The following is a 15,362-nucleotide window of genomic DNA, read 5'->3' as shown; positions in this document are numbered from 1 at the left end:
TCGCTGGGTGTGTGCGGGGCCGGGGCCGCCGCGTCTCGGGACGGTGGACGGGGCCGGGAGGCCGCCGCCGTCCTGCCGGGTTGCCGGGGCGGCGGCGCCCAAACACACCCGGCGGGCGTCGGAAGGCGGCCAGCCATGCCCTGCAAAGGGTGATAACCAGCCTTATAGTCCAGCTTGACGGCTAGCAGCGGTAACGCGGGGGAAGAGCAGTCCCGGACACCGACCCGCCATTCAGGAGTCGCCATGTGGGGCCATGTCAATGAAGGTCGTACTCCCGCGGCGCGGCCGGAGTCGGAGAGCGATCAGGTCAAGCAGCTGCAGGAGCGGGTGTCCCGGCTGGAACAGGCCGTGGACGCGAACGCCACGATCGACCAGGCGTGCGGTGTCCTCGTCGCGGTGGGCCGCATGACCCCGGCCGAGGCCTGGGACCTGATGCGGGAGACGTCCATGCGCACCAGCATCAAGCTCCGCCACGTGGCGGAGCTGATCGTCGACTGGGGCACCACCGGCCGGCTTCCCGCGGAGATCCGCGGCGAGCTGGACCGGCACCGCGCGGACCCGACCGGCTCCGCCCGCCACTGACCTCACGCGCCGGCCCCGCCCACCGCTGACCTGCCTTCACCGCACGGGTTCACCGGCGCCGGCGGCCTCGGCGTCGGCCTCGGCGTCGGCCTCGGCTGAGGTGAGGCGCCCGTCGTGGACCTCGTAAACCCGGTCGGTCACGCCGAGGTGGGCGCGATCATGGGTGACGAGGACCGTGGCGGTGCCCTGTCGGCGCGTGAGCCGGGCGATCAGGTCGATGACGGCGGCGCCCCGCTCGTGGTCGAGGGCGCTGGTCGGCTCGTCGACCAGGAGCACGGTCGGTTCGTTCATCAGCGCGCGGGCGATGTTGAGACGCTGCCGCTGGCCGCCGGAGAGCTGGTGCGGGCGCCGCCCCGCGCGGTCGGCGAGGCCCACGGCGTCCAGGAGTTCCATCGCCCGCGGCCGGGCCCCGGCCGCGCCGCGGCCGTCGATCCGCGCCATCACCTGGAGCTGTTCGGCCGCGGTGAGCGAGGGCAGCAGGTTGGGCTGCTGGAAGACGATCCCGATCCGGTGGCGGCGCAGCCTCGTCAGTTCGCCGCGGCTCAGGCCGGTGGTGCGCACGCCGTCGACGGTGACCGTGCCCGAGTCGGGTGTGACGAGCGTGGCGGCGACCGCGAGCAGGCTGGACTTGCCGGAGCCGGAGGGGCCGATCACGGCGGCCAGGCTCCCCCTGGGCACGTCCAGGCTGACCCGGTCCAGCGCGGTCAGCCTCCCGTCGCCGTCGGGATAGGTGAGGGTGACGTCGTTCAGTTCGAGGCTCATCGGATGCTCCCCAGGGCGGTCAGCGGGTCGACGGAGGTGATCCGGCGGATCGACAGCGCGGCCCCGAGCACGCCGAGCAGGATCATCACGGCGGCCGGGACGAGGACGGTGGCGGGATCGAGGAGGAAGGGCACGGAGTCACCGACGAGGGTGCCGATCCCCGCGGCGAGCGACGTACCGACGAGGGTGCCGCCCGTGAGCAGGACGGCGGCCTGGCCGAGGGCGTCGCGCAGCAGCGCGGCGGTGGAGGCCCCGAGGGCCTTCAGCACGGCGATGTCCGCTCCGCGCTGGATGGTCCACACGGTGAAGAAGGCGCCGACGACCAGGGCGGAGATGGCGAACAGGAAGGCGCGCATCAGCTGCAGGGAGCCGTTCTCGGAGGTGTAGGAGCCGATCGCGGACAGCGAGTCGTCCCGGGAGACGGTCCGGGTGCCGGCCGCCCGGTCGGCGGCCTCCACGTCGGCGCCTGACGCGGTGGTCAGGGCGATGACGGAGGCGGTGGGCCCGTCCGCGCCCGCCGCCGGGGGCGCGGTCCGCTGCCACGTGCGCAGACTGGTCCAGATCACCGGGGTGTGGCTGAAGGAGGCGTCGCCTTTCACGGTGGCGACGGTCAGCTTCCGCCCGCCGATCAGGAACGTGTCACCGGCGCGCAGACGGAGCTCGTCGGCGGCCGCCGTGGACAGGACGGCCGAGGTGTCGTCGATCCGGTCGCCGTCCGGGGCCAGCGGGGAACCGGGCCGTACGCCGAACGCGGAGACCCCGGCGCTGTGGTCGCCCGCGGTGGCCTTGGTGGTGGCGATGCCCAGCGGTTCGGCCCGGGTGACGCCGGGCGTGCGAGCCCATCGCCGCCACTGGTCCTCGGTGACGACGGACGTGGAGTACGACAGGCTCTGCCCGCCGCTGGGCCGGTCGAAGGAGATCCGGTCGGCGTCCAGGCCGGTGATCGCGGAGACGTTCTCCCGGCCGAGCCCGGCGGTCAGCCCGGACAGCAGCCCGACCAGCAGGGTGATCAGCACGATGACGCCGCCCATCAGGGCGAAGCGCCCCTTGGCGAACTTCAGGTCTCTCCAGGCGACGAACACGGGGTGGGCCCGACCTTTCACACGGTGGAAGCGGTACGGCTCCACCGTCGCCCCAGGCACCCCGTCCGGGCATCCGGCACAGGGCCTGACCTCGGGGAACGAAGGAGGGCGGACGGTTTGTAACTTTCGATGGAGGCCACGGCACGGGCCGGGCTCATAGGGTGGACAGCACCGTGAACACCACCGCCCCCGCCTCCCCCGTCCCCACCACCCGGCTGCTGGCCTGGTGCCTGCACCTGCTGGTCGCCGGACTGCTGGCGCTGGCCGCCGGGAGGGCCGTCGCCGACGGCGAGCCGCACGCCCCGGCCGTCGTCGCGGTGGCCGCCGTACTGGGACTGGTGTACGCCGCGGGCCCGTCGATGCGCAGCACCCACGTCTCCCGGCGGGCCGCGGCGGTGTGGCTGGCCGCCGTGGGGGTCGTCTGGCTGGCGCTGCTGGTCCTGACCGCCGACGGCGTGTGGATCGCGTTCCCGCTGTACTTCCTCCAGCTCCATCTGCTCCCGCGCCGCACCGGTCCGGCCGTCGTCGTCGCCACGGCGCTCGCGGCGATCGTCGCGTTCGCCGCCCACAGCGGCGCCCTCACCCTGGCGACCGCGGTCGGCCCGGCACTCGGCGCCGCGGTGGCCGTCGCGGTGGTCCGGGGCTACCAGGCCCTGTACCGGGAGAGCGAGCGGCGCCGGAGACTGATCGAGGAGCTGACCCTCACCCGTGCCGATCTGGCGGCCGCCCAGCACACCGCCGGGGTGCTGGCCGAACGCGAGCGGCTGGCCCACGAGATCCACGACACCCTCGCCCAGGGGCTGACCAGCATCCAGCTGCTGCTGCGCGCCGCCGAGCGCGCCCTGCCCGGCCGGCCGGAGCTCGCCGCCCGCCATGTGGAGCAGGCGCGCCAGTCCGCCGTGGACAATCTCGCCGAGGCCCGCCGCTTCGTCGCGGCGCTCGTCCCGCCCTCGCTGGAGGGCATCACCCTGGCCGACGCGCTGGAACGCCTGTGCACCACCGTCTCCGCCCGGCATCCGCTGACCGCCCGCTTCCGCCTCACCGGCACGGCCGTGCCCCTGCCCACGGGTCACGAGGTCGCCCTGCTGCGCATCGCCCAGTCCGCCCTGTCCAACACGGTCCGCCACGCCGGTGCCGCGACGGCCGACGTCACGCTCGGCTTCCCGGACGGCCGGGCCGTCCGTCTGGACGTCGTGGACGACGGCCGCGGCTTCGACCCCGGCTTGCTGGCCAGCCCCGGCCCGGACGGCGGTGGCTTCGGGCTCGCCGCCGCGCGCGCACGCGCGCAGGCGCTCGGCGGCACGCTCACCGTTCAGTCCGCTCCCGGCCACGGCACCACGCTGGCCGTCCGGCTCCCCCTGGGGGGTCTCTGACATATGCCCGCGGCGTCGCGGCGCCCGGCACGCACGCTCCTTCTCCCCCGCTCGTCTGTCAGACACCCCCTCGCCCCGCCCGCCGACGACCGACCCGAGGCCCGCCCGTGACCGACACCGGAACCCCCGTCCGACTGCTGCTCGCCGACGACCACCCGGTGGTGCGCGCCGGACTGCGCGCCGTACTGGAGACCGAGCCCGGCCTGGCGGTGGTGGCCGAGGCCGTCACAGCCGAGGAGGCCGTCGCCCGCGCGGCCGAGGGCGACATCGACGTCGTGCTGATGGACCTGCGGTTCGGCAAGGGGATGGGCGGTGCCGAGGCCACCGCGGCGATCACCGCGCGCCCCGGCGCCCCGCGGGTGCTCATCGTCACCACGTACGACACCGACGCGGACACCCTGCCCGCCATCGAGGCGGGCGCCACCGGCTATCTGCTCAAGGACGCGCCGCCCGAGGATCTGGCGGCCGCCGTACGGACCGCCGCCACCGGCCGCGCCGCCCTCGCCCCCACCGTCGCCGACCGGCTGATGAACCGGCTGCGCACCCCGCTGACCACGCTCACCCGCCGGGAGACGGAGGTGCTCGCCCTGGTCGCCGAGGGCCTGTCCAACCAGGCCGTCGCCGCCCGGCTGCACCTCACCGAGGGCACCGTCAAGTCGCACCTGGCCCGCGTGTACGCCAAACTCGGCGTCGACTCCCGTACCGCCGCCGTGGCCACGGCCTCCGGTCTGGGGCTCATCCGCCGCTGACACGGCTCCGCGGCTGTCGCCCCCGCCGAGGGGGGGGACGGCCGGAGGCACGACCTGAGGGACGGCCGGAGGGACAACCTGAGGCACGTCACCGGCCGGGCGGGGCCTCCGCCCCGGTCACCGGCGCGTGCCACACGAGTCTGGTGCCCCCGCCGTCCGGTGTGCTCCACTCCATGTCGCCGCCGAGGCCGCGGGCCCGCTCGGCCATGTTGGCGAGGCCGCTGCGGCGGCCCTCGGCCGGGATGCCCACGCCGTCGTCCGTCACCGCGAGCCGGACGGTCCTGCCGTCGGTCTCCAGCGCCACCTCCACCCGGCCGGCGTGCGCGTGCCGGGCGATGTTCGTCAGCGACTCCGACAGCACCGCGACCACGTGGTCGGCGGTCTCCTGGGACAGATGCGTGTCCAGGAGCCCTTCCATCCGCACACTGGGCGCGAACCCGATGACCCGCGCGGCCTCCCCGATCACCCGCACCGCCCGCGCCCGCAGTCCGGGGGCGGCCTCGTCGTCCCGGGTGCGCAGGCCGAAGATCGTCGACCGGATGATCTTGATCGTCTCGTCCAGGTCGTCGACGGCCCGCAGCACCCGCTCCTTGGCCCCGCTGTGCTCGATGAGCCGCCCGGCGCTCTGCAGGGTCATGCCGGTCGCGAACAACCGCTGGATGGCCAGGTCGTGCAGGTCCCGGGCGATCCGGTCCCGGTCCTCCAGCAGTGCGATCTGCTCCGCGTCCTGCCGGCGGTCGGCCAGCTCCATCGCCAGCGCCGCCTGCGCGGCGAAGGTCTTGAGCGGGTCGACCTCCTTCTCGGAGAAGTTCCTGGCGCCCGTCTCCCGGGCGAGCAGGACCACTCCCCGTATGCGGTCGCCGGCGCCGATGGGCACGGCGACGGCGGGGCCGAGACCGACGAACCGCGGCGGCCCGGCCGACACGCGGTCGTCGTTGGCGATGTCCACGCTGGTCACCGGGGCGCCGTCGGTGAACGCCTGCCCGGTCAGGGAGCCCGTCACGGGCAGCACCAGGCCGCGGTGGGCCTGCGCCTGCCGGCCGATGGCCAGTTCCACGGTGAGCGTGTCGGTGCCCTTCACGAGCGTGGACATCGCGGCGAGGGCGGAGCCGGTGATCTCCTGCGCGCGTTCGGCGATCAGCTGGAGGATCTCGGCCTGGTCCGCGCCGGACATCAGCGTGTGGGTGATCTCCGCGTTCGCCCCCAGCCAGCGCTCCCTCAGCCGCGACTCCTCGTACAGCCGCGCGTTGTCGATCGCCACTCCGGCCGCCACCGCGAGCGTGGACAGGACCGACTCGTCGTCCTCGTCGAACGCCAGGCCGCCGCGCTTCTCGGTCAGGTACAGGTTGCCGAAGACCTGCTCCCGCACCCGGATCGGGACGCCGAGGAAGCTGTTCATCGGGGGGTGGTGGGCCGGGAAACCGTAGGACGACTGGTGCTCCGACAGCTTCGGGAGCCGCAACGGCTCCGGATGCCGGATCAGCTCGCCCAGGATGCCGTGCCCTTCGGGGTAGTGGCCGATCGCCGCGATCCCCGCCTCGTCGATGCCGACGGTGACGAATTCAGAGAGCCTCCTGCCGTCCGGCCCGATCACGCCCAGGGCCGCGTATTCGGCGTCGACCAGGACCGCGGCGGCCTCGACGATCCGGCGCAGCGCCTGCTCCAGGTTCAGCTCCCGGCCGACGGCGAGGACCGCCTCCAGCAGACTGTGCACCCGGTCCCGGGTGCCGCGCGCCGCGTCGAGGCGCGCCTGCAGCTCCTCCAGCAGCTCGTCCAGCCGCAGCTGCGGCAGCCGCACCTGCGCCTCCCCCGACTCTTGGGAGTCTGCCACCGCTGATCCTCCGAGCCCGTCTGAAGTGCCATGTCGTGAGCGGTTCGCTCAAGCAGTCAGATTAGCTGTTGGGAAAGGACGGCGGCACATGCCCTTCACGGTGGGAGCGGGAGCCGGGTCCAGGCCGCGGCACCGGGAGGAGTGAGAGGACGAGGAGGACGCGGATGTCCCCGTGATCGGTGATCTGATCGGTGATCGGTGTATCAGTGCGTCCGGCCCCGCAGCCGGTCCTGGGCCTGGGTGGCGATGACGGCGGCCTGGATACGCCGCTCCACGCCGAGCTTGGCGAGCAGGCGGGAGATGTGGTTCTTCACCGTCTTCTCGGCCAGGTAGAGGCGCTGCCCGATCTGGCGGTTGGTCAGGCCCTCACCGATCAGGAGGAGGATCTCCCGCTCCCGTTCGGTCAGTCCGGGCAGGGCGTCCGGCTCCTCCTCCTTCGGCTGCTCACCGCCGCGCAGCCGGGCCATCAGTTTGGTGGTGGCGGTCGGGTCGAGCAGTGACTGGCCGCGAGCCACGGTGCGCACCGCCGACACCAGGTCGGAGCCCTGGATCTGCTTCAGCACGTAGCCGGAGGCGCCCGCCATGATCGAGTCCAGCAGCGCCTCCTCGTCGTCGAACGAGGTCAGCATCAGGCAGGCCAGCTCCGGGAGCGCCGAGCGCAGTTCCCGGCAGACGGTCACGCCGTCGCCGTCGGGCAGCCGGACATCGAGCACCGCGACGTCGGGCCGCAGGGCGGGTACGCGCACCAGGGCCTGCTCCACGGTGGCGGCCTCGCCGACCACCGTGATGTCGGTCTCGTCGTCCAGCAGGTCGTGCACCCCTCGCCGTACCACCTCGTGGTCGTCGAGGAGGAAGACCCGGATCGGGGTGTCGGGTCCGGCCTGCTCACGGTCCGCCATCGGTCGCTCCTTGTGTGTGGGGCATACGAGGGAGACCCTTCCCCAAGCGCCGCCGGAAAACCAGGGCCGGTCGGCCCCGGCCCGCTCACACCAGGATGCCCTACCGGCCGCCCGCCCGACCCGGTGTTCCGCGGGCGCCGCTCGCGGACCTTCGGACGCGGACCTTCGGACACCGCTGAGGGCCGTCCGGCCCTAACGGCGTGCGGGGGACACGGGGGACCATGGAGGGATGCAGCAGAACGACGGCCTTCGGCCGATGGACCGACAGGAGTGCCTGCGCCTGCTGGCCGACGTTCCGGTCGGCCGCGTCGTGTACACGAGGCAGGCGCTTCCGGCGGTGCTGCCGGTGAACTTCGCCCTGGACGCGGACGCGTCCGTACTGGTGCGGACCTCGGCCGGGTCCGACCTCGTCAAGGCGGTCGACGGTTTCGTGGTCGCCTTCGAGGCGGACGAGTTCGACACCGCGCGCCGGTCGGGCTGGAGCGTGGTCGTCACCGGGCAGGCGACCGTGGTCACCGATCCGGCGGAGCACGAGCGACTGCTGCGGTCCGGCCCCCGGTCCTGGATGCCGATCCGGGACGACGTGTTCCTCCGGATCGAGTCCACGGTGGTCACCGGGCGGGAGCTGAACGACCTGGACGGCATCGGCTGAGCGGACCCGACGCGCACGGCCGGGGCCGGGTCGGCGGCGGGCCGGATCGACTGCGGGCCGGATCGACGGCGGGCCGGAGGGCACACGTCGGCGCGCTGCGGCCATCGGGTGACGGCTCACGGCGTCCGGACCTCCCGGGCTGCGCGGACGGCGGATCAGGCCGGAAGCTGGAAGCCGAGTCCGTGACGGCGGGCCGCTGCCCCACGCGGTCGTCCCCCGCCGTCCAGTCGAGGAGGAACCATGGCCGACCAGCGCGAGGAACCGGGCCGCATCGTGGTCGGGGTGGACGGTTCCGACTCGTCCAAGCAGGCCCTTCGCTGGGCCGTCCGCCAGGGAGAACTCACCGGCGGTGTGGTGGAGGCGGTCACCGCCTGGGACTTCCCCCAGTTCCACGGCGCGCTCGGCTGGCTGCCCCCGTCGAGCGGCGACGAGGCGGCGCTGGAGGGCCGGGCCCGCGCGGAGCTCAAGCAGGCCGTCGAGGAGGCCGTGGGCCCGGACCCGTCGGCCGAGGTGCGTACGGACGTGCGCTACGGCACCCCCGCCAGTGTGCTGCTCAACGCCTCGCACGGCGCGTCCCTGCTCGTCGTCGGCAGCCGGGGCCTCGGCGGCTTCGCGGGGCTGATGCTGGGATCGGTCGCCCAGCACTGCGCCCAGCACGCCTCCTGCCCGGTCGTCGTGTTCCGCGACGGCACGCGGTGACGGGGCCCGGGTAAACGGGCCCCGTCACCGCCGGACCGCCGTGCTCCGGCTCCCGCTCTGGCTCTGGCTCTGGCTCTGGCACCTTGGTCGGAGAACTCACAGGAACTGCTGAAGCCAGTGCAGGAAGAGTCCGCCCGCTCCGGCGCCCAGGCCGTAGGCCAGGCCACGCAGCAGGGAGAAGGTGGCGGCCTCACGACGGCGGCGCCTGCGGCGCGAGTCCATAGCCGGGACAGCGGGTCGGCGGTTACGCTTCACGGTGCATACGTCCTTCAAGGGCGTGTGGGAGAGCCTGCCGGCGGTCAGTGGCCTGGGAACCGGGACTGCGGGCAGGTTTTTCGTCTGTACGGGAGTCAGCGCGGGAGTCAGTGGGTTCGGGCGCAGCCCTGAAGGCGCCGGGCGAGGCCGGCATCGGGTCGGCACACGAGGCGGTCGTCCGCGTCATCACGGGTGGCCAGTCGGCGCACTTCGGCCTTCAGGACGGGTGTGACGGGTGTCGGAGGCCGGTGACTTCCGGTGTAGGCCGCGAAGCTGGCGACCGCGGTGACGAACGTCTTCTCCACGTCAGGGTCGTCGTCCAGGTCGATCAGGTTCAGCAGGACCTCGCGCCAGTGCCGGGCCTCCGCGGTCTCACCGCGGCCGTGGTGCAGCAGATGAAGGCAGAAGGCACTGGCACCACTGCCGGCACCGGCGGCGAACGCCCACCAGAACTGGGCGCTTTCCGGATGGCTGGCCACGTAGAGCATGCAGGCGAAGATGTGCGCGCCGTCCAGGTCGATCTCCTGGGTGTCCTGGTCGCGGGTCAGCAGCTTGTAGGGGGGCTCTCCGATCGCGACGGCGAGCCGCTCGACGTGGCCGGCGGCTCCGGGCTGGTCCAGGCTCCAGCTGACGAACTCTCCGAGATCGCGCAGGGCTTGGAAGACCGATGGCATGGCGTCCGCCACGGGGATGTAGCCGGCGTCCCGGCCCAGACGGTGCAGCCCGGCGACCACGTCGAACGCGGGCTGCCGGGCGCGCAGGCGTCGGCCCGCCGCGGCCAGCACTTGTTCGGTGTGCGACGGAGACCCCTTCGTTGCAGTCATGTCACTTGCTCCTTCGTATACGGGCGGGCATGGCCTGCTCCAGGCGCTCCTTGGCCTTCCGGCCGTGGTAGTCGACGGTGCTGGTCGTCACGCCGAGGTACCAGGCGATGTCGTGGGTGGGGCAACCACACAGGTAGCGCAGGACCGTGACGTCGAACTGCCGTGAGGGCAGTGCGCACAGAGCGCGCGCCACGTCGCTGTCCTCGGTCAGTTCGGCGAGGTTGTCCCGGTAGTTCGTCAGCTTCTCGGAGATGACGGTGCGTCGGAGTATCGCCCAGGTCTGCTGATGGACGTTGCCCGCTGCCAGGAGCGCCGGCCAGTGCGCGAGGATCTCGAAGAAGGCCCGGTGGACGGCGTCCTCAGCAGTCTGCCGGTCCTTGAGAACGGCTCGCGCGAACCGGCGGTAGTCCTCCTGGTTCTTCACGTAGAGCGCCTCGAATTCCAGTGGGAACGGAAGCACCGCAGTGACCGCCACCGGGCTGCCGCTGGAGCCCGCACGGGCATCGTCGGTCATGAATCCTCTTCATTGAGGCAGATACGAACGGCTCCGCGATACGAATACGCGTACCGGCGGAGCCCCCTGACGACGCCTATGCAACCCGGCCGAACGGGCGTACACGCATGGGCGGGCAAGCGAATCCCATGCAGAGTTACTTCAATCTTGTATGAAGTCATCACCTACCGGCTGGTAACGCACAGTGAGCAGCCATTTTCCCGCAGACGCCGACGAGTGGTCTACGCCTTCGCAGGAACTGCTGTGTCGTAGTTCACTCACGGAACCAGCGAATCAACTCGAACTTCCCTCACTCGAACGGGTGATGAGCACTCGCCTTCGCATCTGAAACAGCAATGGGCGCCCCGCATGACGGTGGTCCGCGGCCCCACCCGCTTCCGCGATGACCGGGACCGCCGAAGGTCCCGGCGGTCCCGCCCTACTCTCCGCTGTCGGCATCGCTGACGTCACCGTCCTCGACGTACCGGGTGACGTGTTGCCCAGAACGGGGCGGTGCTCCGGTTTCGCTTCCGGGCCCGGACCATCAGCCGACGCGGGGTTCTCCCGCGGATGTCCCGAGGTCGCTTCCACGGACGGCGGTCGGCACCTCGGCGCTCGTTCCCATGCTCGCCGTCCGCATGCCGGCGATCAGGGCCGGCAGGACGGCCGGACGCTGAGCAGTTCGGTCCGCCGCAGGGGCGTGCCGTCGACGGGCGCCGGGTCCTGCGTGGTCGGCTCGATACCGCCGGCGGCGATCTTGTCGAGCGTCTTCAGACCGGTGGCACCGACCGTGCCGAACACCGTGTAGTTCGGTCGCAGCGCGGAGTCGCCGTAGACGACGAAGAACTGCGAACCGTTGGTGTCAGATCCGGCGTTGGCCATCGCCAGCAGGCCGCGCCCGTAAAGGCGGCGGACGCCGGTCGGATCGCTCGGTGCCGGCGGCAGGTCCACCGGCAGCTCGTCCTTGTACTTGTACCCCGGCCCGCCCTCGCCCGTGCCGGTCGGGTCACCGCACTGCAGGACCTTCAGCGTCGGATACGCCGTCAGCCGATGGCACACCGTACGGTCGTAGAACCGGTGCCGCGCCAGGTGCAGGAAACTCTGGACCGTGCAGGGCGCCTTCGCCCGGTCCAGCCGCAGGGGGAGCGGGCCCTGGCTGGTCGGGACAGCCATGTCGACCGTGCCGCGACTGGGGGTGTGCCGCGGGTCGGGCGGCAGGGGAACCGGCCGCGCCGCCGGCTCGTCCGGGGTCTGGGTGTACTGGCAGGGACCGTGCGTGGTGCGCGGTGGGGCATCGGAGGCGGAGGCGGTGCCGACCCCGGACGCGACCAACGCCGCTGCCACCACCGCGGTCATGAAAGCTCGGTTCATCCTGCACACCCTCCAAAGATCGCCAGATTTCGGAGCGGTCGCAGTCTAGGGCGCCGCCCGACGGGCGAGAACCCACCCGCCAAGCCATATCCGCCTCACAGCTTTCGGCCGACCGTCCGGCATGGTGGCGGCGCGCATACCCAGTCCCAGAACTATGGTGCCCCGCCACATGTGCCCCTGACCTGCTGCTTCCTACCGTGTGCCGACACGTACCCGTCCCCACCGCACACGAGGAAGTGGCGCACATGGCCTCAGCAGCATCCGCTCCCCCGACACCCGCCAGCCTCAAACGCATCGTCGCCGCCTCCCTCATCGGCACCACCATCGAGTGGTACGACTTCTTTCTGTACGGCTCCGCCGCCGCACTCGTCTTCAACAAGCTGTTCTTCCCGGACTCCGACCCGCTCGTCGGAACGCTGCTGTCCTTCCTGACGTACGCGGTGGGGTTCGCCGCCCGCCCGCTGGGAGCGCTGGTCTTCGGCCACTACGGCGACCGGCTCGGCCGCAAGAAGCTGCTCGTGCTGAGCCTGCTGATGATGGGCGGCGCCACGTTCGCGATCGGCCTGCTGCCCACCCACGCGACCGTCGGCGCCGCCGCGCCCGTACTGCTGACCCTGCTGCGACTGATCCAGGGGTTCGCGCTCGGCGGTGAGTGGGGCGGCGCCGTGCTGCTGGTCTCCGAGCACGGGGACGCGAAGCGGCGCGGGTTCTGGGCGTCGTGGCCGCAGACGGGGGCGCCCGCCGGCCAGCTCCTGGCCACCGGTGTGCTCTCGCTGCTGACCGCGCTGCTGTCGGACGACGCCTTCGGTGCGTGGGGCTGGCGGATCCCGTTCCTGCTCTCCGGCGTCCTGGTCGTCGTCGGTCTGTGGATTCGTCTGTCCGTCGACGAATCGCCCGTGTTCAAGCAGGCGCTGGCGCAGGCCGAGGCACGCAGGGCGACGAGCGGCGCGACGGCGGAGAAGCTGCCGCTGGTCTCCGTCCTGCGGGACCACTGGCGGGACGTGCTGGTCGCCATCGGCGCGCGCATGGCGGAGAACATCAGCTACTACGTGATCACCGCCTTCATCCTCGTCTACGCGACCACGTCGGCCGGTGTCTCCAAGCAGACGGCGCTGAACGCGGTACTCATCGCCTCCGCCGTCCACTTCGCGGTCATCCCGGGCTGGGGCGCCCTCTCCGACCGGCTCGGCCGCCGCCCCGTCTACCTGCTGGGCGCGGCCGGGGTCGGCCTGTGGATGTTCCCGTTCTTCTCGCTCATCGACACCGGGACCTTCGGGAACCTGCTCCTCGCCGTCACCGTCGGCCTGGTCCTGCACGGCGCGATGTACGCCCCGCAGGCGGCGTTCTTCTCCGAGATGTTCTCGACCCGGATGCGGTACTCGGGCGCGTCCATCGGTGCCCAGTTCGCGTCGGTGGCGGCCGGGGCGCCCGCACCGCTCATCGCGACCGCGCTGCTGGCCGACTACGACAGCTCCACCCCGATCGCGCTGTACGTGATCGCCGCGGCCCTGCTGACGCTGATCGCGGTGGGTGTCGCCAAGGAGACGCGCCACCGCGACCTGGCCGACGTGGACGCCACGCCGGAACCGGAGCCCGCCGGGGCCCGCCCGGCGGACGTGCACACCGTCTGAGCCCGGTCCGCCCCGTACCGCCGGCCCCCGTACGCCCATGCGTGCGGGGGCCGGCGGCGTGAGGGCCGGCGGCGCGCGGGTCAGCGGCGTGAGGGTCAGCGGCGCGGGGCGGCGGACAACCGGTGCAGGCGCAGGGCCAGCTGGATCTCCAGCGCACGGGCCGGGCTCTGCCAGTCGTCGCCGAGCAGCCGCCCCACCCGCTCCAGACGCTGGGCGACCGTGTTCACGTGGACGTGCAGCGCGTCCTTGGTGCGCACCGGGCTCATGCCCTGTGCGAAGTACGCGTCGAGGGTCCGCACCAGTTCGGTGCCGCGCCGCTCGTCGTAGGCGACCACCTGGCCGACGGTGCGCTCGACGAAGCCGGGGATGTCCCGGTCGCCGGCGAGCAGCAGCCCCAGGAAGCCGAAGTCCTCCGCAGCGGCGCCGTCCCCGGCCCGGCCGAGCAGCCGCAGCGCGTCGAGGCAGCGCTGCCCCTCGGTGTACGCCGCGGCCACGGCGTCCGGCCGCGTGACGAGGTCCTCGACGGGCGCGGAGGCGCCCACGGTGACGGGCTCGTGGACGGCCTTGCCGAGCTGTCCGGCGGTGCGGAGGGCCAGGCCGGTGGCGGTGTCGCGGGGGCCGAGGGGCAGCAGCAGGACCGTGCCGCCGTCGCGGGCGGCCGCCAGTCCGTGCCGGGTCGCGGCGAGGTGGGAGGCGGCCGACCACAGCCGGCGCCGGGCGGCCGCCTCCTGGTCGGCGTCGGCCGCGCCGCCGTCGAGGCGTGCGGCCAGGACGACGTGGGTGGCGTCGAGGTCGGCGTGCAGCCGGGCCGCGCGCTCGCGCAGCAGGCGGGGGTCGCGGTCGCGGGCGTCGAGCAGGTCGTCCAGCAGCTCGCCGCGGACGCGCTGCTCGGCCTCGGCGGCGGAGCGTCTGGCGAGCAGCAGCAGGGAGGTGACCATGGCGGCGCGCTCCAGGGTGCGCTGGTCGACGGGGTCGAGCCCCGGCTGGCCGCGCAGCACCAGCGCGCCGAGCAGTTCACCGCCTGCCGTCACGGCGGCCACCCATTCGGTGCCGTGCCGGACGGCGTGGCCGTCCGCCCGGGACGCCTCCAGGGCCGCGTCCGGGACCGCGCCCGCCTCGGTGAACCGCACGGTGCCGTCGAGGATCTCGGAGACAGCGGCGGCGACGTCGTGGACCCCACCGCCGCGCAGGACGAGTTCCGCGAGCCGGTCGTGCACGTCGGAGGCCCGTTCGATGACGGAGCTGCGGTCGCGGATGATCTCGTTGGCCCGCTCCAGCCGGTCCAGGGCCGAGCGGGTCTCGGTGAGGAGGTTCGCCGTGTCGATGGCGGCCGCGGCCAGGGCCGCGAAGGAGCCGAGCAGGGCGATCTGCTCCCGCTCGAACACCCGGGCGCGCCGGTCAGCCGCGAAGAGCACGCCGATGACCTGGGGCCCGATCATGAGCGGGACGCCGAGGATGGCGACGAGGCCCTCGTCCCGTACGCCGGTGTCGATGGTGCCGGTGTGCTGGAACCGGGCGTCCTTGAAGTAGTCGTCGGTGACGTAGGGCCGGGCGGTCTGGGCGACGAGTCCGCCCAGGCCCTCCCCCATGCCGAGCCGCAGCTGCTGGAAGCCCGCGGCGACCGAGCCCTCGGTGACCCTCATGTGCGTGTCGCCTCGCGCCGGGTCGTTCAGCGTCAGGTAGGCGACATCGGTGCCGAGCAGCGAGCGGGCCCGCTGGACGATCGCCTGCAGTACGGCGTCTAGGTCGCGCAGTCCCGCGAGATCGTGCGCGGTCTCGAAGAGCGCGGACAGCTCGGCCTCCCTGCGCCGCCTGCCCTCCATCTCCGAGCGCACCCGCAGGGCGAGCCGCTTGGCGTCCTCGAGCGCGGCGATCCGCTGCGGCGGCCGGCCCTGGAGACGCGCGAGCAGCACCGGCTGCTCGTACGCGTCGGCGGAGGCGCCCCGGGCCAGCAGCTCCAGGAACGGCGCGTCGGCGCTGCCCGTCGCCGGACCGCGGGACGAGCCGTCGGCCGGGTCCTCTGCCGGGCTGCCGGCAAGGGCGTCGGCCGGACCGCCGGGGCCGGTCGCGGTGGGGCTCTGCGCGGGCTGCACGTGATCGCGGGACATGGTCACAGGATTACCTGTCGCACGACCGCCCCCGCCAGCCCTGTGGACAAC

The 15,362-nt window shown here is 72.9% G+C and carries 15 protein-coding genes; 6 read left to right on the top strand and 9 right to left on the bottom strand.

Translation table 11 applies throughout. The annotated features are described in order from the left end of the window. Nucleotides 1-243 precede the first annotated feature (243 nt). Complete coding sequence (locus ACFY93_RS15145; protein WP_391358143.1) at nt 244-582, top strand: ANTAR domain-containing protein; 339 nt, start codon at nt 244-246, stop codon at nt 580-582. Between the two features lie 36 nt (nt 583-618). Here the strand turns inward: ACFY93_RS15145 and ACFY93_RS15140 are convergent, their stop codons facing one another. Continuing rightward, nucleotides 619-1,344 carry an ATP-binding cassette domain-containing protein gene (locus ACFY93_RS15140; RefSeq protein ID WP_391358140.1) on the bottom strand — a complete coding sequence of 242 codons (726 nt, stop codon included), beginning with the start codon at nt 1,342-1,344 and terminating at the stop codon, nt 619-621. Beyond that, entirely contained in the window at nt 1,341-2,426 is a 1,086-nt protein-coding gene (locus ACFY93_RS15135) for an FtsX-like permease family protein (protein WP_391358137.1), read from the bottom strand. Before ACFY93_RS15135 ends, ACFY93_RS15140 begins: the two co-directional genes overlap by 4 nt. A gap of 173 nt (nt 2,427-2,599) precedes the next feature. Between ACFY93_RS15135 and ACFY93_RS15130 the strand changes: the two genes are divergently transcribed. Further along, nucleotides 2,600-3,799: a histidine kinase gene (locus tag ACFY93_RS15130; RefSeq protein WP_391358134.1), complete on the top strand. Its 1,200-nt coding sequence runs from the start codon at nt 2,600-2,602 to the stop codon at nt 3,797-3,799. A gap of 107 nt (nt 3,800-3,906) precedes the next feature. Further along, on the top strand, nt 3,907-4,548 hold the full coding sequence (locus ACFY93_RS15125) for a response regulator (RefSeq protein ID WP_391358131.1): 642 nt from the start codon (nt 3,907-3,909) through the stop codon (nt 4,546-4,548). Nucleotides 4,549-4,636: 88 nt separating this feature from the next. Here the strand turns inward: ACFY93_RS15125 and ACFY93_RS15120 are convergent, their stop codons facing one another. Together ACFY93_RS15120 and ACFY93_RS15115 are read right to left on the bottom strand one after the other, a co-directional pair. Next, on the bottom strand, nt 4,637-6,379 hold the full coding sequence (locus tag ACFY93_RS15120; protein WP_391358128.1) for a GAF domain-containing protein: 1,743 nt from the start codon (nt 6,377-6,379) through the stop codon (nt 4,637-4,639). A gap of 203 nt (nt 6,380-6,582) precedes the next feature. Then, nucleotides 6,583-7,278 carry a response regulator gene (locus tag ACFY93_RS15115; protein WP_391358124.1) on the bottom strand — a complete coding sequence of 232 codons (696 nt, stop codon included), beginning with the start codon at nt 7,276-7,278 and terminating at the stop codon, nt 6,583-6,585. A 229-nt stretch (nt 7,279-7,507) separates the two neighbouring features. Here ACFY93_RS15115 and ACFY93_RS15110 point away from each other — a divergent pair, with 229 nt between their 5' ends. Both ACFY93_RS15110 and ACFY93_RS15105 read left to right on the top strand, forming a co-directional pair. Further along, on the top strand, nt 7,508-7,930 hold the full coding sequence (locus tag ACFY93_RS15110; RefSeq protein ID WP_391358121.1) for a pyridoxamine 5'-phosphate oxidase family protein: 423 nt from the start codon (nt 7,508-7,510) through the stop codon (nt 7,928-7,930). Nucleotides 7,931-8,170: 240 nt separating this feature from the next. Continuing rightward, complete coding sequence (locus ACFY93_RS15105) at nt 8,171-8,629, top strand: universal stress protein (RefSeq protein WP_391358119.1); 459 nt, start codon at nt 8,171-8,173, stop codon at nt 8,627-8,629. A gap of 96 nt (nt 8,630-8,725) precedes the next feature. Here ACFY93_RS15105 and ACFY93_RS15100 read toward each other — a convergent pair whose 3' ends face one another. The 4 genes from ACFY93_RS15100 to ACFY93_RS15085 form a co-directional block, all read right to left on the bottom strand. Beyond that, a complete protein-coding gene (locus tag ACFY93_RS15100) occupies nt 8,726-8,884 on the bottom strand; it encodes a hypothetical protein (RefSeq protein ID WP_391358116.1) in 159 nt (52 codons plus the stop codon). Nucleotides 8,885-8,991: 107 nt separating this feature from the next. After that, nucleotides 8,992-9,708 carry a hypothetical protein gene (locus ACFY93_RS15095; protein ID WP_391358114.1) on the bottom strand — a complete coding sequence of 239 codons (717 nt, stop codon included), beginning with the start codon at nt 9,706-9,708 and terminating at the stop codon, nt 8,992-8,994. A gap of 1 nt (nt 9,709) precedes the next feature. Continuing rightward, nucleotides 9,710-10,222 (bottom strand): sigma factor-like helix-turn-helix DNA-binding protein, encoded by a 513-nt coding sequence (locus ACFY93_RS15090; protein WP_391358111.1) that lies wholly within the window; start codon nt 10,220-10,222, stop codon nt 9,710-9,712. A gap of 627 nt (nt 10,223-10,849) precedes the next feature. Further along, a complete protein-coding gene (locus ACFY93_RS15085) occupies nt 10,850-11,572 on the bottom strand; it encodes a peptidylprolyl isomerase (RefSeq protein ID WP_391358109.1) in 723 nt (240 codons plus the stop codon). Nucleotides 11,573-11,817: 245 nt separating this feature from the next. On the opposite strand from ACFY93_RS15085, the gene ACFY93_RS15080 reads away from it, so the two are divergent. Then, nucleotides 11,818-13,203 (top strand): MFS transporter, encoded by a 1,386-nt coding sequence (locus ACFY93_RS15080; RefSeq protein WP_391358106.1) that lies wholly within the window; start codon nt 11,818-11,820, stop codon nt 13,201-13,203. A gap of 95 nt (nt 13,204-13,298) precedes the next feature. Here ACFY93_RS15080 and ACFY93_RS15075 read toward each other — a convergent pair whose 3' ends face one another. Further along, nucleotides 13,299-15,311 carry a GAF domain-containing protein gene (locus tag ACFY93_RS15075; RefSeq protein WP_391358102.1) on the bottom strand — a complete coding sequence of 671 codons (2,013 nt, stop codon included), beginning with the start codon at nt 15,309-15,311 and terminating at the stop codon, nt 13,299-13,301. Between the last annotated feature and the right edge of the window lie 51 nt (nt 15,312-15,362).

Origin of the sequence: Streptomyces sp. NPDC008313, assembly GCF_042956125.1 — a bacterium.
Taxonomy (GTDB): domain Bacteria; phylum Actinomycetota; class Actinomycetes; order Streptomycetales; family Streptomycetaceae; genus Streptomyces.
The sequence above is the reverse complement of the archived record's forward strand: the minus strand, read 5'-3'. Positions and strand labels throughout refer to the sequence as shown.

Bases quoted from the DNA above. Each gene is read 5' to 3' on its own strand.
- ACFY93_RS15145 (WP_391358143.1), top strand. From the start codon at position 244: ATGTGGGGCCATGTCAATGAAGGTCGTACTCCCGCGGCGCGGCCGGAG.
- ACFY93_RS15140 (WP_391358140.1), bottom strand. From the start codon at position 1,344: ATGAGCCTCGAACTGAACGACGTCACCCTCACCTATCCCGACGGCGAC.
- ACFY93_RS15115 (WP_391358124.1), bottom strand. From the start codon at position 7,278: ATGGCGGACCGTGAGCAGGCCGGACCCGACACCCCGATCCGGGTCTTC.
- ACFY93_RS15110 (WP_391358121.1), top strand. From the start codon at position 7,508: ATGCAGCAGAACGACGGCCTTCGGCCGATGGACCGACAGGAGTGCCTG.
- ACFY93_RS15105 (WP_391358119.1), top strand. From the start codon at position 8,171: ATGGCCGACCAGCGCGAGGAACCGGGCCGCATCGTGGTCGGGGTGGAC.
- ACFY93_RS15095 (WP_391358114.1), bottom strand. From the start codon at position 9,708: ATGACTGCAACGAAGGGGTCTCCGTCGCACACCGAACAAGTGCTGGCC.
- ACFY93_RS15090 (WP_391358111.1), bottom strand. From the start codon at position 10,222: ATGACCGACGATGCCCGTGCGGGCTCCAGCGGCAGCCCGGTGGCGGTC.
- ACFY93_RS15085 (WP_391358109.1), bottom strand. From the start codon at position 11,572: ATGAACCGAGCTTTCATGACCGCGGTGGTGGCAGCGGCGTTGGTCGCG.
- ACFY93_RS15080 (WP_391358106.1), top strand. From the start codon at position 11,818: ATGGCCTCAGCAGCATCCGCTCCCCCGACACCCGCCAGCCTCAAACGC.
- ACFY93_RS15075 (WP_391358102.1), bottom strand. From the start codon at position 15,311: ATGTCCCGCGATCACGTGCAGCCCGCGCAGAGCCCCACCGCGACCGGC.